Source organism: Pseudomonas sp. BN414 (assembly GCF_029871275.1).
In the GTDB taxonomy this organism is placed as follows: Bacteria; Pseudomonadota; Gammaproteobacteria; order Pseudomonadales; family Pseudomonadaceae; genus Metapseudomonas; species Metapseudomonas resinovorans_C.
Genome location: NZ_SSOL01000045.1, coordinates 1 through 18,606, shown reverse-complemented (window position 1 = coordinate 18,606; position 18,606 = coordinate 1). Strand labels below are relative to the sequence as shown.

Here is an 18,606-nt window from a genome sequence, read left to right as displayed (position 1 = left end):
CCTCAGGCGCTGTGGGCGTTATCGAGCAGCTGGCGGGCGGCCCACTTGTGGAAGTAGTGGGTCGGCAGATCCATTTCGGGCGAGAACGCACCGCCGTTGTAACCGGGAGAGCTGCGGCCCATCTGCATGCCCTCTACCGAGGCGATGTCCTCGGCGAAGACCACGCGCCAGGACTCCATGACGGCTTTGCGCGCCATGTCGAAGCGGCTGTCGAGGGCCTCGTCGCCGACATAGAACAGACGCAGGTGCTCGACGGTCTTACCGGGTGCGATCGGCTCCAACATCATGGCGAAGGCGTGATCCGCCTGGATGCCCAGCAGGACGTTGGGGAAGAAGGCGACGTACTCCGCCGTGCGCAGGCGGTCGGTCGGCCAGGAGGGGAAGATCGGCAGGTGGGTGCCGGCGACATCGGACAGGTTGTAGGCGTGGCTGCCCTGGCCGGCGAACTGGTCGAACATGATGTTGTAGTGGTCTTCCAGACGCGAGTAGCTGTTCAGGCTCGGGTGTACCCACGGCAGGTGGTAGGCCTCGCAGTAGTTCTCCACCGCCAGCTTCCAGTTGCAGTTGACCTCGATGCTCATGGCGCCGCTGTTGGCCTCGCGACGCAGCAGGCCCATGCCGTCGGTGCCGAGGAACTGGGTCCAGCGCTCGGTCAGCGGCGCGAGCTGCTCTTCCAGGTCCGGCGCGTCGGCGGACAGGTTGATGAACACCATGTCCATCCAGATCGCGCTGCGCAGGGCCTTCAGGCCGTGTTTCTCGCAGGCGAAGCGTTCGTCCTTGTGCTGGTTGATCCCGCCGACGTGCGGCGTGCCTTTCAGGCCACCGTTCAGGTCATAGGTCCAGGAGTGGTAGGGGCAGCGGATCACGCCCTGCACTTCGCCCGCCTGTTGCACCAGCTTCACGCCGCGATGGCTGCAGACGTTGTGGAAGACCTGAACCACACCTTCTCGGTTGCGCATCATCAGCAGCGGCAGGCCCATGAAGTCCACCGGCTTCACATAGCTGTTCTTCGGCAGGTCGCTGGCAAAACCAATGCAGGCCCAGTTGCGGCCGAGCACGTGGTCCCGCTCCAGTTCGAAGTAGCGCTGCTCGGTGTAGAACTCGTTGGTCAGGCCGTGCGCCTGATGGATGGGAGCCAGGACGGTTTCCAGGGCATGGGTCGGAATAAGGCAGGGAGCAGTCGAAGTCATTGTTGTTCTCTCTTGCTAGCACGGAAGGAAATGCGCAGCCGATGGGCCTGCTGCATGGCGGCGAGTTTCGGCAAGAGACGGAGCAGTCGACAAACGATATTTTTTGGCTGATTAATTACTTTTGCTCATTAATTAGAAAACCTCAATATCAAACAAAGCCCACATATTCAGTGGCTTGTAAGCAGTCATAGCGGGCAATCCGATTAATGATTACTGGTAATAAGTTGATGAGGAGAAATGAGTTGTCCGCGTGAAAGGCTTCCCCCATTTTGATGCCACTTCTCGGATCTCGAATGATTCGAGAACGCCCTGCGCTGGAGCGGTGGCCACAGGCAAAAGCCGGTGGCAAACCCCGCTTCAACGAGCAAAGCCCTCAAACCCTTGAACAAAAATAAAAGGGGACAAACATGCGTGCAGAGTCCGGCCCTCTCAAAGGCCTAAACCCGACCGTAACCCTGATCTCGATAGCAACCGTGGTGCTATTCGTACTGTTCTGCGCGCTCATGGACGAGCAAGCGGCCGAAGCCTTCGAATCGGCGTCAACCTTCATCCTGAACAACTTCAAGTGGTATTACCTGGCACTGGTGAGCGGTGCCCTCGGCCTCCTGATCTGGATCTCCATCAGCCGTTTCGGAACCTTGAAACTCGGTGCCCACGACGACGAACCCGAGTTCAGCTTCGGTTCCTGGATCGCCATGCTTTTCAGCGCCGGGATGGGCATCGGCCTGATCTTCTGGTCCGTCGCCGAGCCAATGCTGCACTACGCCGACAACCCCTTTTCCAAGGGGCTGACAGATGAAGCCGCGAGCATGGCCATGCGGATTACCCTGTTCCATTGGGGCCTGCACCCCTGGGCGATCTTCTCCCTGATCGGCCTGAGCCTGGCCTACTTCGCCTATCGCAAGGGTTTGCCCCTGGCGCTGCGCTCCCTGCTGTATCCCCTCATCGGCGACCGCATCTACGGCTGGATCGGCCATGTCGTGGACATCATGGGCGTCGCCATCACGGCGTTCGGCGTGTCCCAGTCCCTCGGCCTGGGTGTGGCGCAAATCAATACCGGGCTTCACCTGGTGTTCGGCTTGCCCATCAGCACCGTGCTCCAGCTGTCCATCATCCTGGGGGTCACCATCATCGCCTCCGTCTCCCTCCTCGCGGGCCTGTCGAAAGGGATGAAGCGGATTTCAACGCTCAACATGTACATCTCCTTCGTACTGATGCTGATCGTCCTCGCCCTCGGACCGACCCGTTACATCCTCAATCTCATGTTCGAATCCACCGGGGACTATGTGCAGAACCTGGTCGGTCTGAGCCTCTGGATGGATACCCAGAAAGACACCGAATGGCAGAACTGGTGGACCGCCTTCTACTGGCCGTGGTGGATGACCTGGGGGCCGTTCGTGGGCCTGTTCATCGCGCGAATTTCCAAAGGACGCACCATTCGGGAGCTCATCGTCGGCGCCCTGGTAGTGCCCACGCTGGTGACGATTCTCTGGATGTCGGTCTTCGGCGGAGCGGCACTCAAGCAGGAACAAACCGAGCGCCAGCAGTACGAGAAATCGGCCGCAAGCACTGAGCTCGTGCAGGAACAGGCGAAGTTCGAAGGCGGCTCCGTGCTCCTGGCGACCAAGAAGGAAGCGACGGCGGCCATGTTCACCTTGCTGGAGAAGCTGGACGGCCCGGTGGTCGGTGGCGCGCTCTCCATACTCGTGTGCCTGCTCCTGGCCGTGCACTTCGTCACCACCGCCGATGCGGGCACTCAGGTGCTCTGCACCCTGAACGCGCTGGGAAGCACCAACCCGCCCAACTGGATCAGGCTGCTCTGGTGCATTCTCGAAGGCGCCGTTGCCGCCGGACTGCTCCTGGCGGGCGGGCTCAAGGCCATCCAGATGGCGAGCATCGTGGTCGGCCTGCCAATCGCAATCCTGATGATGGTAATGAGCTACACCCTGGTTCGCAGCCTGCGCCAGGAGTCGTTCAACGGCCAACACGACCTACCCCCGGGTGGCCGTCTACCGGTTCAGGAACATTCCCAGGAGGGTGTCTCGCAACTTCGCGGACCGGTACTGGGCGGGGCTGTAGCGGCCACTTCATTGACCGCACGAAGAGCCAGCTGACATTGGCAAACCTGTGGCGCCGCTACGGTTGGCTGTACGCAATCAACCGCAAGCGCCACTAGCCACCTGACAGCACCAGGGCCGTCAGCCACAAGCTGACGGCCCTGGTCGTTCCGGCATCCGCAAAGCCGATCCGCGCACCGCCAGCAGCAACCGTCTCTTTATCCCTGCACCGAGGGGAGCCCCATGAGCCAGTCGCGGAACAGCTTTACGCTGTGTCGTGGCCCACGGGTATTGAGCGGCTCCAGCAAGCAGAACTTGGCGTCTGTCTGCAGCACCAGATCGTTCGGCCGTACCAGCGCGCCGGTGCTCAACGGTTCATCTACCAGCCGGTTCCAGGCGAGCGCCACACCCTGGCCGCTAGCGGCTGACTGGATCAGCATGCTGTAGCTGTTGATATTGACCCGATGCTTCGGAATGACCGGCTCATGCCCCAGGCGCTTGAACCACTCAGGCCAGCCGATCCAGTCGCGCTGCGAGTCCTCAAGCCATAGCCAGGTGCAGGAAGACAGCCCTTCGATGGATGAGAGCCGGGGGTTCTTCGCCAGGTAGGCAGGGCTGCAGACCAGATAGATCTCTTCCGAGAAAAGCGGCGTGACCTCCATGTCCTTGGGCGGCGTGCTGCAGTAGTAGAGCGCCAGATCGCAATCTAGCCGGGCGTAGTCCTTCACATGATCGAGCGCGATGATGCGCAGGTCGATCTCCTCGTGCTGACTTTGAAACTCCGCAACCTTGGGCAAGAGCCAGAGCGATGCCATGGCCGTGCTGGTGGCCACCGTCACTTGCTGGTCCCCTCGCCATTGCCGGATTTCACCTGTGGAGCGGGCCAGGTGAAGCAGGCAGTCACGTACCGTCTCGTGGTACTGGGTACCTGTCGGCGTCAACGCGATGCTTCGGGTGGTCCTCTCGAACAGCGTCTTGCCGAGATAATCTTCCAGTAACCGGATCTGGCGACTGATCGCACCCTGGGTGACGTTCAGTTCCTTGGCGGCAAGGGTAAAACTCAAATGACGGGCAGCGGATTCAAAGGCGAGCAGGCTGTTCAGAGGTGGAAGAGGCTGGATTTTCACGGCGTTTACGACCACTCATTCTTATTCTGTCGAGTCGCATCATCTTAGTGGTCTGAAGCCAGTTACGGTGCAAAGCAACACCGAGTTACTTCCATTTTTTATGCGTACCCGTGTCTGCACGAGGTGCAGACGGCCACGCGTCGGACCTCAGCCACAAGATCGGCCGCGGGCACTTGCGAAGGTCCTCTTCCGACCGGAAGCGAACGTTGACGAATGGGTGCTACTGACGTGCAGTTTCCGGCCATAAGCTGCCGCTCGATCAAGGATGTTTTCGGCGAAGAAGAAACTTGGTGCACACCACCGTTTCCGTTTCTAGCGCAATGCAGCAACGTCTGGATAAGGCCTCGGACATAGTGCGGATACGCCGCCAGACAGTGGAGCATCCATTCGGTAAATTGCAGGCCTGGATGCGCGCAACACTCCCTCACCAGAGCGCTAGATCCGGCGAGCACCGAAATGAAACTACATGTGCTCGCCTACAGGTTCAAAAGGGTGCTGATGACAGCGATCCCCCATCGGCGGCGCTGCATCGCGCGGCGGTCCAAATTAGTGGCACGACGAAGTTCGATGCACCACGCGCCCAGATGGCTCTGAGGACCAAGGAAACAGCCCAACAGCCTGATGTCCGCTACCGGCGCCGTTTATACATGGCCGGGGCCCATAGCAGGCGCTTCCTTGCGCCCACTACGACAGGAACGTCTTTAGAGGATTGTGCTTTGCTTGGAAACCAGGCGACGGATCAGCAGAAAGCTATCTGATTGCCAGCCCCCTTGTCGGGTAACCATGCCTCCCAAGGAGCTTCAAACCAGTCAGCGAGGCTTTTCGCTTCTTGCCACACCGGAGCCAACCACTCATCCAGAGACACGTGGCTGGCGGATCGACATCGTTGCTCCAGACCGCAGCTCTGGTAGAAGCGATTGACCACATCGACCATGGCCTCTCGCTGGTCCTCGAACAGGATTGCGCCATGAACCAGCACCACCAGGCGATTATCTGCTGCACGCCGCCGCCAACGTTGCGCGGTTCCCACCAGCTTGCGGCGCCCCAAGGTCACGTTGAACCGACCGTCACAGAATGCGCCGGGAACCTCCCCGAGACCAGGTATCAGCCCCATGCCGCTCAACCACTGGCAGATGGGTTCACACAGTCGCAGGTAGGCAGCCTCTATCCGCGACTGTTCGTCTTCCTCCAGCGGCACGACGTAGGCCAAGGCCACATTGAGCACCGCAGGCGACTGCGGTACCGGTTCGCCACCGGTGTCTCGCAATGCGATGGGCCAGCCCAGCGCGGCACAGCTGATGTCTGCCGCCATGAACCCCGGAAGCCGGCTCAGCCTGCGGGGCATGACCAAGGCGGAATCAGAGGGCCGCCATAACAACACGCCCCACTCTTCCTCGCCGGCGTGCACACGGTCGAACAGCTGCCGCTCAGCTTCCAGGCCAGCCTCGACACTGACACGCCAGATCTGGCTCATGACAGCTCGCCTCCTTCGATTCGCTGGCACAGATCATCGATGAAGTCCGCGGCAGGTGCGCCGTTGACAGCCCGGTGATCGAAGGTCAGCGAAAGCCCCATGAAATCGCGCTCCACCAAAGAACCATCGGTGTCCCGTTGTAGACGACGCTGGACGCCTCCTAGCCCGATAATGGCCACCTGGGGAACATTGAGAATGGGGGTGAAAAAACGCACCCGCGACAGCCCCAGGTTGGTCACGGTCACCGTGGCACCCGTTAGCTCCTTCACCGAGAGTTTTCCGGACAGTGCCTTGTCCACCAGGGCCCGGCGTGCCAGCGCCAGGCCCTCCGCATCCAGCTGATCGGCATCGAACAGTGCAGGCGCCACCAGGAGATCGTCCGGCAGCGGGATCGCCAACCCCAAATGCACCGAACCGTGCCGCGTGATCTGATTATCCGTCAGGGTCGCATTGAGTCCCGGATGGTCCTTCAGGGTTCGTACAATCTCGAACAGCAGCAGGTCCTGGAGCGACACCACGCTACCCGCAGCCTTCAGATTCGCTCTTTTAGCCTGAAGGGCAGTCAGTTCGCACTCGGCATGGTGAGTGAGTTGTGCTGCGGTCTGCAGGCTCTCGCTCATCTTCGCAGCGATCATTTTGCGCATGCCTTTCAAGGGCACGGTGCTACCGGTACAGGCAGCTGGAGTCTGCATTTGCCCCATGGCTCACTCCACCAATCCGATGGTCGCGCCCTTGCCGACCACCGCGTCTTCTTCTTCAAGGATCTTAAGCAAACCGGAAGCCGGAGCCTCGATCTCGAATTGCGCCTTTTCAGACATGATCTCGGCCACCAGGTCGCCCTGGCCAACTTCGGCGCCGTCACTGACCAGCCAGGAGGTGATCACGGCTTCGGCATCGCCTTCCCAGAGGTCGGTTGGAATCAGGATTGGGTTAGACATGGTGTTATTCCTCGTTCTTCAGGTTTTGGTAGGCCGCGACGATCTTGGCGGCGGAAGGCAGTGCCCACTGTTCCATGGGTGGGGTGAAGGGAATCGGGATATCGGGGAAGGCGACACGCTGCGGCCGCGCCTTGAGCATGCCGATATCGTGCTCGACGACGCTGGCGATGATTTCGCCGCTGACACCGAAGCTGTGGTAGTCCTCGTCGACCACAATCAGCCGCCCGGTCTTGCGCACCGACTCGATGACGTGCTCGCGGTCCAGCGGCACAAGACTGCGCAGGTCCACCACTTCAGCGCTGACGCCCTGCTGCTCCAGTTGCTGGGCGGCGCGCAGTGCGTGGTGCACACCGGCGCCGAGGCTGACGATGCTGACGTCGCGGCCCTCACGCACGGTCTTCGCCTTGCCGATCTCCACCGTATAGGGGGCTTCCGGCACCGCCACCGTGGCGCCCTTCTCCGTACCCAGCCAGCCCATGCCCTGCAGGGCCTTGTGGAACAGGTAGATCACCGGGTTGTCATCGCGGATGGCGGCGGTCATCAGACCCTTGGCGTCATAGGCGTTGCTCGGCACCACCACCTTCATCCCCGGTAGGTGCGCGAAGGTGCCGTAGAGGCACTGGGAGTGCTGGCCGGCGTCCGAGTAGCCGGCGCCAGTGGAGGCCATCAGCACCATGGGCACGCTGACCTTGCCGCCGGAGAAGTAGGTGTTCTTCGCCATCAGGTTGTAGATGGCGTCCATGCACACGCCGAAGAAGTCGACGAACATCAGTTCGACGATTGGCCGCATGCCGTCGGAAGCCGCACCCACGGCGGCACCGATAAATGCGGTTTCTGAAATCGGCGTGTCGCGGATGCGCGCGCTCCCGAACTCTTCGTGCAGGCCACGGGTATTGCCGAACACCCCGCCGAGCTGGCCGATATCCTCGCCCATTACGAACACGCGCGGGTCGAGGCGCATTTCCTGGGCCACCGCCTCGGCCATGGCGCGGGCGATGGTGAGTTTGCGTTCTTTGATCGCTGCGGACATTTCTCGATTCCTCCGTCTATGGGATCAGTGACGGGCAGCGGCAGGCGCGCTCGGCCTGACGATGATCTTCACGTTCTGGTCCTTGTTGTTCACCAGTTCCTCGAAGCCCTGTTCGAGGATGTGTTCAAGTTCGATCCGCCCGGTGATCAGCGGCGTAACGTCCAGGCGACCGTCGGCAATCAGCGCGATCACATCGGCAAACTCCCCGTTGTAGGCCAGCGCGCCTATGACCTGTTTCTCGGTGGCGACTATCTCGAAGAAGTTGAATTCGCTGGGTTCCTCGAAGATGCCCACCATCACGCAACGGCCCCCCTTGCGGATGACATCGATGGCCAGCTTGGCGGTGGCCTTGTGGCCAATGCACTCGAAGGACACGGCAGCGCCATAGCCCTCGGTGAGATCGCGCACGGCGGCGATGGCGTCGCACTGGCTGGGGTCGATGACTTCAGTGGCACCCACTTCGAGGGCCTTGGCCTTGCGCGCCGTGGACATTTCCAGGGCGATGATTCGCGCCGCACCGGCGGCGCGGGCGCACATGATGGTGCACAGTCCGATGGTACCGGCGCCGACCACCACCACCGTCTGGCCGATCAGGCTGCCCGCCTTCTTCACTGCGTGCATGCCCACCGCCAAGGGCTCAATCAACGCACCGGCTTCGGTGGGGAAGCCTTCCGGCAAGCGGTACAGCAGGTTGGCGGGAACGTTGACACGTTCGGCAAAGGCGCCGTTGTTCATCAGCCCGGTGAAGGCAAGGTTCTCGCACAGGTTGTACTGGCCCTGCTGGCAGAACCAGCACTGGCCGCAGTGCTGGCAGGCGTCGGCGGCGACGCGCTCGCCCACGGCGAAATGCGAGACGCCCTCGCCCAAGGCGACGATCTCGCCACAAAACTCGTGGCCGAGGATGCACTGGCCCTTCAAGCCGGTGAGCGGATGGGCTGTGTCGGTGGGAATGAATACCGGCCCGGCCAGGTATTCATGGAGGTCCGAGCCGCAGATACCGCACCACTCGACGCGGATCTGCACCCAGCCGGCCTGCGGTTGCGGCGGGAGGGCGACATCCTGCAGGCGGATGTCGCGACGGCCGTGCCAGACGGCCGCCTTCATGGTTGGTTGTCGGTACATATCGGTCTCCGTTTTGTCGTTGTTATGCCGAGTTCCGTTCACACGAACACCATTTCCAAAGCTTCTTCCGGTGCCGGATAAGCGCTGTCGCGGGCGAACCGCACGGCGGCATCGACACGGCTGCGGGCGCGCTCGTCGATGTCGGCTGCGGCGATTTCGTCCAGCACACCCAGCTCCAGCAGGCGCTGGCGGTAGGCGGGGATCGGGTCCTTGGCCAACAGCGCCTCCTTCTCGCCGGCCGGGCGGTAGGTTTCGCCGTCGCCCATGAAGTGGCCGGCCAGGCGGTGGGTCTCGATCTCGATCAGGGTCGGCCCTTCCCCAGCGCGGGCACGGGCGATGGCCTCACCGGCGGCAGCGAATATGGCGTCGGCGTCGTTGCCGGGGACGAACACACCGGGCATGCCATAGGCAGCGGCACGCAAGTAATTGCGCTCGATGGCGGTGGAAGCGGCCTTGGCCACCGAGATGCCCCAAGCGTTGTCCTCGATGACGAACACCACCGGCAGCTTCCACAGCGCTGCCAGGTTCAGCGTTTCGTGGAAGGCGCCCTGGTTCGCAGCGCCTTCGCCCAGATAGGCCACGGCAACGCCAGACTTGCCCTGCAGCTGGCGCGACAGTGCGGCCCCCACTGCTGGGCCCATGCCTTGGGCAATGATGCCGGAGCAGGAGAAATTCACCCTGGCGTCGAACAGGTGCATGTGGCCGCCCCGGCCACCGGACAGGCCGGTCTTCTTGCCGAAGATTTCGGCGACCATCTCGTCCAGGTCGACGCCCTTGGCCACGGCTATGTGGTGCGGACGATGGGTGGCGGTGACGATGTCTTCGGCCGCCAGATGGGCGCAGACACCCACGGCGCAAGGTTCCTGACCGTTGGACAAGTGCATTTCGCCGGGGATGGGCCCGTTGGCCATGTTGAAGACCGGCGTCTTGCCTTCCATGTAGATGCGTTCGATGGACTCTTCCAGGTAGCGGCTGACGAGCATCTGCTCGAGCATCCAGCGGCGCTGGTCGTTACTGGGTGTGGTCATGGAGTCGGCTCCTCAGAGGGCGCGCTGATTGATCAGCGAGCCGATGTGCTCGGCCTGGCGCAGGGCCAGGGCGACAATGGTCAACGTCGGGTTCTGCCCGCCGCTGGTGGTGAACTGGCTGCCGTCGGAGACGAACAGGTTGGGGATGTCGTGGCTCTGGCCCCACTTGTTAACCACGCCGTCGGCGGCCTTGGCGCTCATGCGGTTGGTGCCCATGTTGTGGCTGGCCGGGTAGGACGGCAGGCGGATGACTTCCGTGGCGCCGACCGCCTCGTAGCACTTGCGGGTCTGCTCCACGCCGTGGTCGCGCATGGCGTTGTCGAAGGGATGGTCGTCCTTGTGCACCACCGGAATCGGAAGGCCGTACTGATCCTTCTCGGTGCCATGGAGGGTGATGCGGTTGCTCTCCATGGGCAGGTCCTCGCCGCACAGCCAGACGCCGGACATGTGGTCGTAGCGCTCCATCTTCGCCGTGAAGGCACGGCCCCAGCCCTGCGGGGTCGGGTCGAGGAAGGCGGACATGAACGGCAGACCGAGAGAGAGGATTTCCAGCCGGTAACCGCCTACGAATCCGCGCGAGGTATTGTTGTAGGACTCGTCCGAAATGATCCCGGCGCAGGTGGTCCCCCTGTACATGTGAACCGGCTTGGGAAGAACCGCATAGATCCCAGCGGTGGTGTGGCACATGTAGTTGCGCCCCACCTGGCCAGAGGAGTTGGCCAGGCCATCCTTGAACATCGAGGATTCCGAGTTGAGCAGCAGGCGCGGCGACTCGATGGAGTTGCCGGCCACGCACACCACTCTGGCCTTCTGCCGTTGTTGGCGGCCCTGGGCGTCGGCGTAGACCACCCCGGTGACCCGGCCGCGGGCGTCGTGCTCGATACGCAGCGCCATGCTCTGCGGACGCACCTCGCAGTTGCCGGTGGCCTCAGCGCGGGGGATGTCGGTGTAGAGAGTCGACCACTTGGCGCCGATGCGGCAGCCCTGCATGCAGAAGCCGATCTGCATGCAACCCGGCCGGCTGTCGTACGGCTGGGTGTTGATCGCCATCGGTCCAGACTGGATTTCCTTGTAGCCGATGCGCTGGGCCCCGGCGGCCAGCACCTTGAAGGAGTTGTGCCACTGGTGGTACGGCATCCCGGTGCTCGGACCGGTCACCCCCATGTGCTTCTCGGCCTTGACGTACCAGGGCTCCAGCTCCTCATAGCTGATCGGCCAGTCCAGCATGTTGGCGCCCTTGATATCGCCATTCTCGGTACGCATGCGGAACTCAAAATCGCGAAAGCGCAGGGCGACGCCGGCCCAGTGCACCGAACTGCCGCCGACCGCCTTGACGATCCAGGCCGGCAGATTCGGATGGTTGCGCGCCACGTCCCAGCCGCCGGTGGCGATACGTTTGTCGAGCCAGGAAATCTTGTTGAACATGGCCCACTCATCGTTCTCGATGTCGGACATCTCGTAACGCTTGCCAGCTTCCAGCACCACGGTACGGATACCTTGCCGGGCCAGGGCGTGGGCCAGCGTGCCGCCGCCGGCGCCCGAACCGATGATGACGACGACGTCGCTGTCGTCCTGGGAGAATTTCGCTGCCATGGGGTTAACCCTCATTGTTGGAATGGATGGAGCCGCGAAGGGAGTGGCCGCTCAGAGCCAATCGAGGTCGTTGAAGCCACGCGCGATGTAACCGCCCTTCTCCACCGACGAGCCCTCGTAGCCGAACAGAGGGAACAGGGTCTTGTTGTCGTAGAGGCCGAACATCAGCGCGCTGCGGGTTTCACGGAAGAAGGGGGTGGTTTCGATCTCGCGCAACAGCGCAACGCGGTCGTCTTCGTTGGCGATGTCTTCGAAGGCTCGGTCATGCACGGCTCGGGCGCGGGCCTGCAACGCGTTGATGCCTTCACGGACCAGGTCCGGCTTCTTGCCAACCAGCTCGAACAGCGACTTGGCGTAGGGCGCATCGCCGAGGCGGTCGTGGGGATAGATGTCGCGGCCCATGCGCAGCAGACCGGCGGGCAGCTGGGGCAGCACGTCGTCGGCGAGGACTTTGACCGGGATGAGCTGGCCGGCGACGGCGGTGGCGCCGATGATCAGCGCGGACTGACCCGATAGGCTGAGGAAGCGTCGGCGGCTCAGGGGACCGCTCAGGGAAGAAGAGTCATGCATGGCAGAGCTCCAGGCTATTGCCGGCACGCCTGCAAGGTGGGAACAGGTGTGGCCGACGTTGTTGTTATTCGTCCGGGTGCCTTTTCGGCCCCTCGATAGCCATGGAGCAGCTTGTGTGCCAACGCAGGGACTCATCCCTAACCATTTGTTTTTATGAGGTTTTATCCAAAGAGCGCCAGATGTCTTGGAAGCAGGATCTGTAAAGCGACGGCTTTACACCTGTAAGCATCCTTCCAAACGGTTTACAGCCGCATGGAAGTCAAATTGGTGTCATGGATGCTTCCCCTGACCCACGAGAAGAACCCGTAAAAAAGGGGCCCGTGGGCCCCAAGAGAACGGACCGTCCAGACCGTTCAGAACACCTGCATCAGGCGTATGTTCAGCCTGTGCTCTTCGCGAAAGCCGTTCTCCACTGCGAAGTCCCGCCCATAGGTGGCCGCGACCTGAGTCTTCGGCAGGAAAAACCAGGAGAAGCCAAGGTTCCACTTGCCGGTCTCCTGGCGGTCATCCAGTTGAAGGTCATCGACGCGGCTAGCGCCGCCATCGAGCCACGACAGGCCGGCGCGCACGTCCGCCTGCGGGGTCAACTGGTAGCGCAGGAAGCCTTGGTACTGGTAGCTGGGTTTCTGCCGCTGGGTCCAGCGGCCGCTGCCGTAATGGTTGTTGCGCCCGTAAAACATGACATCGGCGGCCAGGTCCAGAGAGAGGTTTTCGGTCAGCCCGGTAACGTAGGCGGCCTGCACGTTCAGCTTCCAGCGGTTCTCGCCCAGGTTGAGATCGTCATCGGCGTCGTACTCGCCCAAGGGCAGGAACAGATAGGGAGTGATGCCCAAGTAGCGGCGACGCTCCGGTTCATTGATCAGCCAGAGAGGCATGGCAAGGATCGGATCGGCCAGGCCACTGGAGTCGCCCAAGCCCTGGCGTCCGTCCAGGCGCCCGAATGGCAGCAGCACTTGAGGCGCCACGCGAAAGCCTCCGATGTCGGAATAGTGGACCAGGCGCAATATCCCGATCTCCGAGTCCAGCCCCGGCGCGTCGGGTAGGCTGTGCCCCGCGCGGTACAGCCGATCACGCTCGGCTCCTTGCAGGTAGAGCAGGCCCAAGGTGGTGCCGGCAGGTGCAGCCACATAGTCACCGGCATCGAGATCCAACGCCCTGGCCGGCCACGTTGCGGAGAGTCCGCTGGCAAGCAGCACGAGGCCCCACGCAGCGGCCCAGGTTCGGTTGTCGAGTGACGAGGGACCAGTCAGGCTGGTCCGTTGCAGGTAAGGCAGCATCGAGCATCCTCGTTTCTTGTTGTAGTACCCCGGTGGGGGCCGGGGTAGCGCGGCGCAGAATGCGTGCCAAACCGTTGGATTATCCTTCAAGACCCTGAATCAAAAGGATTTCTCAGCCACGAGCAGAAAGCCTGATGCTCTCCTTCGAGTGTTCGGGGTATTACAGGTGTAAGAAAGAGGCGCCTGACCTCGACTAACGGGCAGGTGACGTCGGAGGGCTAAACTCGTAAGGTGATTGCACCGGTGCCAGGCAGCTCCCTGTGCAACCGGTCAACAAGAACAAGATCGTCACGGATCTCGGGCGCCTCACCCTCGAGTCCGGGAGGCCGCATGAGCATCATTTCGACCCCCAGCCTGCATATCGACACCGTGCTGTCCTACGCCAGTGACGGTGCTGGGCACGAATCCATCATCACCCGCTCCTGGAAACGCTGTATCCAGGATTACGGCCTGGATCCGGCAAAGCCAGCGCCTCCGCGTTTCGTCCCGCGTCAGGTACTGCGAGAGCACCAGGACCATGCAGACGAGCTGATCAATGTGGCGCGGGCCGGTGTCGAGCAGTTGTACCGGCACATCGCCGAACTCGGCTACGTCATACTCCTCACCGACAACCGGGGCATCACCGTACAGTTTCTCGGTGATCCGCTGGATGAAGCGGCACATCGCAAAACCGGTCTTTATCTGGGTGCCGACTGGAGTGAGGATCATGCCGGGACCTGCGCAGTGGGAACCTGCATCAAGGAGCAGCAGCCGCTGACCTGCCACCATCATGACCATTTCAGCGCTCACCACGTCGCGCTGACCTGTACTGCCGTCCCCATCTTCAATCCCCAGGGGCAGCTGTTGGCGGTGCTTGATATCTCGGCATTGAAATCGCCGCCGTCCAAGGACTCGCAGCTATTTGCCCTGCAACTGGTCAAGCAGTACGCGCGGATGATCGAAGATGCCTACTTCCTGCGTCGCTACCGTGAAGCGCACATCCTCTGCTTCGACCGATCCCGCGAGTTCGTCCTGATCAATCGCCAGTACCTGTTAGCGCTTGCTGGGGACGGCAGTCTTCTGGCAGCCAACACCGCGGCCCGGGGGTTGCTCGGCGATTGTGGCCTGCAGTTGGCGGAGCGACCGTCGGCTCTGGCAAGAAGGATTGGCATCCAGGATCTGTTCGACTGCGTGCCTGAAGATATCTTCAGCATTCCTCACGCCAGTCCAGACCAAGTACGAGCCTTCCGCACCCACCGACAGAACGCCCTGTTCTTTGCCGCATTGATGGAGCCCAGCCGTGCGCCTGCTGCCCCTCAGGCCCAGCGCACAAATCAGGAAAGCTGCCCACTGGACGAGTTGGCCGACGACGACCCTGTCATGCGCAAAATGCTGGCACGTGCCAAGCGACTGTGCAGCGAGCCGCTGAACGTACTGCTCAATGGCGAAACCGGTACAGGCAAAGAACGCCTTGCCCGCGCCTTGCACGACAGCAGCAACAGGCGGAAAGCCCCCTTCGTCGCCATCAACTGCGCTGCGATGCCCGAATCATTGATCGAGAGCGAACTCTTCGGTTACCAACCCGGCACCTTCACTGGGGCACGCAGCAAGGGTATGCGAGGACTGATCCAGCAAGCCGATGGCGGTACGCTCTTCCTGGATGAAATCGGTGACATGCCACTGCACCTGCAGACACGGCTGCTGCGCGTGCTTGCCGAGCAGGAAGTGATGCCGCTGGGCGGCGAGAAGCCGATCAAGGTCGATATCCGTGTCATCGCGGCGAGTCACCGCGACCTGCGGCAAATGATCGAACAAAGCGAGTTCCGCGAAGACCTCTACTACCGCCTCAATGGCGCAATCTTGCGCCTGCCGGCACTGCGCGAACGGGCCGACAAGAATTACCTGATAGAACGCATATTCAGAGAGCTCTGTGATCAACGCCAACGTCCCGCTCGAATCCGGGGCGACGCCATGAGTGCTCTCCTCGGCTACGCCTGGCCAGGCAATATTCGCGAGTTACGCAATGCGCTGCAATTTGCCCTGGCCACTGCCGAGACGGATGAAATCACGGTCAACGACCTGCCCGAAGAATGCCTGCCGAGCGTCAATCCAAGGCCGGTCATGAGTTCTCTTCCGGGCCAAGAGCAGCAGACCTCCCATGGGCGTGCAATCGAAGATTGCTTGCGCCGACAGCGCTGGAATGTCAGCGCTGCGGCGCGTGAGTTGGGTATGTCGCGCCCGACCCTATATCGCTGGATGAAACTTCATCACATCGTTCCGCCCAACGCCCTGGACAGCTGAACGATGACCTCAAGTGCCCTGCCGACCCCACGCGGGGCCGGCCGGGCCATTGAGCCGAATCAGTGTTCAGGCGTGCGCGGATCCCACAAAAGACGCGTCAATCCTCTCTCATAGCCCATCCCATCGGGGAAGCTGACCAGTTCCAGCTGCAGACCCCAGGGCGCCAGAAAGTACACCCACGTCAGTCCTTTGGCTGGGCCTTCGGTGAAGGTCGATGGAGTATCCAATACCTGTACGCCACGAGACTTGAGGTAGTCGACCGCAGCCGCCATATCGTCAACATAGAACGCCAGATGGTGTCCACCGACATCACTGTTACGGGGCAACCGGCGATTCTGGTCTGGCGCCGAGTATTCGAAAATCTCCAGGTTGGTGCCATTGCCACAGCGAACCATCTGGAAGTCGCGAATGGCTGCTCGCGGATGCACGTTGAGATGCCGCTCCATCCAGTCGTCTTCAAAACGGAACTCACCGAACGTGAAGTATGGCTCGCAGCCAAGCACCTCGACGAAGAAGGCAACGGCCTCTGAAAGGTTTGGCACTGTGATGCCGATATGTTGCATCCCGCGCATTCCGGGCAGAGCGCCATTCGGATTGTAATTTTGGGTCATGAGGGCCTCGATTGTTGTTGTTGGAGACTCGGTAGCTCGGCGCTACCAGACTCCCCAATGCACACTCGATACCAAAAGCTAACCTATTGATTTAGAAGATAGTCGCGCTTACTGACAGCCTTGGCGGTGTAAAGATCTTTACAACTGTAAGGTGTTACAACGATGTCATTTCATGGCCCCCGCCCCCGCCAATCGGCCTTGCACAAGCTGGCCCGGCTCTTGCCTAAGACGTATCGACCTGTTCTGAACGATGGAGATCAATGGTGGAGTCTCGACACACAGAGTTTGGGCCGAGGAGCGTGCAGGCCGGAGTGAAATTACGCGGCGCCGAGAAGGTCGCGCGTATTCCGGTGAAGATAATCCCGACCGAAGAACTGCCGAAGAAACCGGACTGGATCCGCGTGCGCATCCCGGTGTCTCCCGAGGTGGAACGCATCAAGCAACTGCTGCGCAAGCACAAGCTGCACAGCGTTTGCGAGGAAGCCTCCTGCCCGAACCTGGGCGAGTGCTTCTCCGGCGGTACCGCCACCTTCATGATCATGGGTGACATCTGCACCCGTCGCTGCCCCTTCTGCGACGTCGGCCATGGCCGGCCAAAGCCGCTGGATGCCGATGAGCCGACGAACCTGGCCATCGCCATCGCCGATCTGCATCTCAAGTACGTGGTGATCACCTCGGTGGACCGCGACGACCTGCGCGACGGCGGTGCCCAGCACTTCGTCGATTGCTTGCGCGAGATCCGCAAGCTGTCCCCCGGCGTCCAGCTGGAAACCCTGGTGCCGGACTATCGTGGACGCATGGACGTGGCGCTCGCCATCACCGAGCAGGAGCCACCGGATGTGTTCAACCACAACCTGGAAACCGTGCCACGCCTCTACAAGGCTGTGCGTCCGGGCTCTGCCTTCGAGTGGTCACTGGACCTGCTGGAGAACTTCAAGAAGCGCGTGCCCCAGGTACCGACCAAGTCCGGCCTGATGCTGGGCCTGGGCGAGACCGACGACGAAGTGATCGACGTCATGCAGCGCATGCGCGAACACGACATCGACATGCTCACCCTTGGCCAGTACCTGCAGCCGTCGCGCAACCACCTGCCGGTGCAACGCTTCGTCCACCCCGACACCTTCGCGCGGTTCGCCGAACTGGGCGCCGAGATGGGCTTTTCGAACGTGGCGGCAGGTCCCCTGGTGCGTTCTTCGTACCACGCGGACCGGCAGGCTCACGGGCACAAGATCACTTGACCTGGAGAGGAGAACTGCAAATGGGCATTTTCGATTGGAAGCACTGGGCAGTCATTCTGCTGATCGCTCTGGTGCTATTTGGCGGTAAGCGTCTGCGGCACCTCGGCGGTGACCTGGGTGAATCGATCAAGGGTTTTCGCCGATCGATGACAGACGCCACGGACACGAATGAAATCATGCCGATGGTTTCTTCTCGCGGCCAGGATGAGAGTTAGCCCGCCCCCCGGAAACCATTGCATGAAAAACTATCCATGAGTGTCGCTAATGTCTGCTTTTAGCTATGGCTGCCATTCGGGACTGGCTGATTCCGGTGAGAAGCGCTCCTCCCCACCTGAGGCCTCTCGTCCGGCATAAACCTCCCAAATTAGTGCCTGGCGTCGAAGCGCTGTGCCAACCTTTGCTCGCGGCTATGTTCGACCAGCAGATCAACGAACACGCGCGTCTCTGCAGGCCATAGCGTCAGTCTCGCTGGAGTCGTACAGCTAGCCAGGCAGATCAGGACTCGCCGGTATCCGGCACCAGGTGCGCCGCCAGCACACCGGCGATGGCGCAGCGTTCGTCATTGTCGGAGGTGTCGCCGCTGATGCCGATGGCGCCGAGGATCTCGCCGCCGCCATTGCGCACCAGCACGCCCCCCGGCACCGGCAGCATCTGCCCACCGGCCAGGTCGCTCAGGGCGTTGAAGAAAGCCGGCATCGCCGCCGCGCGGCGCGCCAGTTCGCGGCCACCGAAGCCCATGCCGAGCACCGACGCCGCCTTGCCGCTGGCGATCTGCGGCCGCAGCAGACTGGCGCGCTCGTCGCGCTTGAGCGCCAGCGGGTGCCCGCCGGAATCCAGCACTGCCACGCACAGGGGCTGCAGGGCCAGCCGCCGGCCTTCGGCGAGAGCGGCATCGACCATCAGCGAGGCCAGTTCCAGAGTGAGTCTGCGCATGCCGGTCATCCCCGCGCCGGGACGGGACGCTTGCCAGCCGCCACCGCACGCTGCCGGGTATGCAGCTCGGCCCATTTGACGGTGTTGAAGTCGCTCACCTTGTAGGGGTCGTAGCCCGGCACCTGGGGCTCCATACGC

General features: G+C 61.9%; 17 protein-coding genes and 1 pseudogene. 5 read left to right on the top strand and 13 right to left on the bottom strand.

Annotated features, from left to right (window positions below):
- Positions 1 to 2: 2 nt before the first annotated feature.
- On the bottom strand, positions 3 to 1,190 hold the full coding sequence (locus E8E95_RS08245) for an aromatic ring-hydroxylating dioxygenase subunit alpha (protein WP_280349390.1): 1,188 nt from the start codon (positions 1,188 to 1,190) through the stop codon (positions 3 to 5).
- A gap of 407 nt (positions 1,191 to 1,597) precedes the next feature.
- On the opposite strand from E8E95_RS08245, the gene E8E95_RS08240 reads away from it, so the two are divergent.
- Positions 1,598 to 3,304: a BCCT family transporter gene (locus E8E95_RS08240; RefSeq protein WP_280349389.1), complete on the top strand. Its 1,707-nt coding sequence runs from the start codon at positions 1,598 to 1,600 to the stop codon at positions 3,302 to 3,304.
- Positions 3,305 to 3,465: 161 nt separating this feature from the next.
- Here the strand turns inward: E8E95_RS08240 and E8E95_RS08235 are convergent, their stop codons facing one another.
- Positions 3,466 to 4,374: a LysR substrate-binding domain-containing protein gene (locus E8E95_RS08235; protein WP_280349388.1), complete on the bottom strand. Its 909-nt coding sequence runs from the start codon at positions 4,372 to 4,374 to the stop codon at positions 3,466 to 3,468.
- 305 nt (positions 4,375 to 4,679) lie between these two features.
- On the opposite strand from E8E95_RS08235, the pseudogene E8E95_RS08230 reads away from it, so the two are divergent.
- Positions 4,680 to 4,968: pseudogene (locus E8E95_RS08230) on the top strand (hypothetical protein); the annotation flags it as partial.
- A 145-nt stretch (positions 4,969 to 5,113) separates the two neighbouring features.
- On the opposite strand, the gene E8E95_RS08225 reads toward E8E95_RS08230, so the two are convergent.
- The 9 genes from E8E95_RS08225 to E8E95_RS08185 form a co-directional block, all read right to left on the bottom strand.
- Positions 5,114 to 5,848 carry a lipoate--protein ligase family protein gene (locus E8E95_RS08225; protein WP_280349387.1) on the bottom strand — a complete coding sequence of 245 codons (735 nt, stop codon included), beginning with the start codon at positions 5,846 to 5,848 and terminating at the stop codon, positions 5,114 to 5,116.
- Positions 5,845 to 6,549, bottom strand: coding sequence for a 2-oxo acid dehydrogenase subunit E2 (locus E8E95_RS08220; RefSeq protein ID WP_280349386.1), 705 nt, complete (start codon positions 6,547 to 6,549; stop codon positions 5,845 to 5,847). The genes E8E95_RS08225 and E8E95_RS08220 overlap by 4 nt, the downstream gene beginning before the upstream one ends.
- A 3-nt stretch (positions 6,550 to 6,552) precedes the next feature.
- Complete coding sequence (locus E8E95_RS08215) at positions 6,553 to 6,786, bottom strand: lipoyl domain-containing protein (protein ID WP_044872454.1); 234 nt, start codon at positions 6,784 to 6,786, stop codon at positions 6,553 to 6,555.
- A gap of 4 nt (positions 6,787 to 6,790) precedes the next feature.
- Positions 6,791 to 7,816: an alpha-ketoacid dehydrogenase subunit beta gene (locus tag E8E95_RS08210; protein WP_190832110.1), complete on the bottom strand. Its 1,026-nt coding sequence runs from the start codon at positions 7,814 to 7,816 to the stop codon at positions 6,791 to 6,793.
- 24 nt (positions 7,817 to 7,840) lie between these two features.
- Positions 7,841 to 8,920: a 2,3-butanediol dehydrogenase gene (locus E8E95_RS08205; RefSeq protein ID WP_280349437.1), complete on the bottom strand. Its 1,080-nt coding sequence runs from the start codon at positions 8,918 to 8,920 to the stop codon at positions 7,841 to 7,843.
- A 56-nt stretch (positions 8,921 to 8,976) separates the two neighbouring features.
- Positions 8,977 to 9,966: a thiamine pyrophosphate-dependent dehydrogenase E1 component subunit alpha gene (locus E8E95_RS08200; protein WP_280349385.1), complete on the bottom strand. Its 990-nt coding sequence runs from the start codon at positions 9,964 to 9,966 to the stop codon at positions 8,977 to 8,979.
- Positions 9,967 to 9,978: 12 nt separating this feature from the next.
- A complete protein-coding gene (locus tag E8E95_RS08195; protein WP_280349384.1) occupies positions 9,979 to 11,559 on the bottom strand; it encodes a GMC family oxidoreductase in 1,581 nt (526 codons plus the stop codon).
- 51 nt (positions 11,560 to 11,610) lie between these two features.
- Positions 11,611 to 12,129, bottom strand: a complete 519-nt coding sequence (locus E8E95_RS08190; RefSeq protein WP_280349383.1) for a transcriptional initiation protein Tat — start codon at positions 12,127 to 12,129, stop codon at positions 11,611 to 11,613.
- Between the two features lie 353 nt (positions 12,130 to 12,482).
- Positions 12,483 to 13,406 carry a transporter gene (locus E8E95_RS08185; protein ID WP_280349382.1) on the bottom strand — a complete coding sequence of 308 codons (924 nt, stop codon included), beginning with the start codon at positions 13,404 to 13,406 and terminating at the stop codon, positions 12,483 to 12,485.
- 330 nt (positions 13,407 to 13,736) lie between these two features.
- On the opposite strand from E8E95_RS08185, the gene E8E95_RS08180 reads away from it, so the two are divergent.
- Positions 13,737 to 15,686, top strand: a complete 1,950-nt coding sequence (locus E8E95_RS08180) for a sigma-54-dependent Fis family transcriptional regulator (RefSeq protein WP_280349381.1) — start codon at positions 13,737 to 13,739, stop codon at positions 15,684 to 15,686.
- A 59-nt stretch (positions 15,687 to 15,745) separates the two neighbouring features.
- Here E8E95_RS08180 and E8E95_RS08175 read toward each other — a convergent pair whose 3' ends face one another.
- Positions 15,746 to 16,297 carry a VOC family protein gene (locus E8E95_RS08175; RefSeq protein ID WP_044872449.1) on the bottom strand — a complete coding sequence of 184 codons (552 nt, stop codon included), beginning with the start codon at positions 16,295 to 16,297 and terminating at the stop codon, positions 15,746 to 15,748.
- A gap of 260 nt (positions 16,298 to 16,557) precedes the next feature.
- Here E8E95_RS08175 and lipA point away from each other — a divergent pair, with 260 nt between their 5' ends.
- Both lipA and tatA read left to right on the top strand, forming a co-directional pair.
- The gene (gene lipA / locus E8E95_RS08170) at positions 16,558 to 17,535 is read left to right on the top strand and encodes a lipoyl synthase (RefSeq protein ID WP_280349380.1); all 978 of its coding nucleotides are present in this window, start codon (positions 16,558 to 16,560) and stop codon (positions 17,533 to 17,535) included.
- A 20-nt stretch (positions 17,536 to 17,555) separates the two neighbouring features.
- Positions 17,556 to 17,750: a twin-arginine translocase TatA/TatE family subunit gene (tatA, locus tag E8E95_RS08165; protein ID WP_280349379.1), complete on the top strand. Its 195-nt coding sequence runs from the start codon at positions 17,556 to 17,558 to the stop codon at positions 17,748 to 17,750.
- Positions 17,751 to 18,030: 280 nt separating this feature from the next.
- Here tatA and E8E95_RS08160 read toward each other — a convergent pair whose 3' ends face one another.
- A complete protein-coding gene (locus E8E95_RS08160) occupies positions 18,031 to 18,468 on the bottom strand; it encodes a heme-binding protein (protein ID WP_077522374.1) in 438 nt (145 codons plus the stop codon).
- Between the last annotated feature and the right edge of the window lie 138 nt (positions 18,469 to 18,606).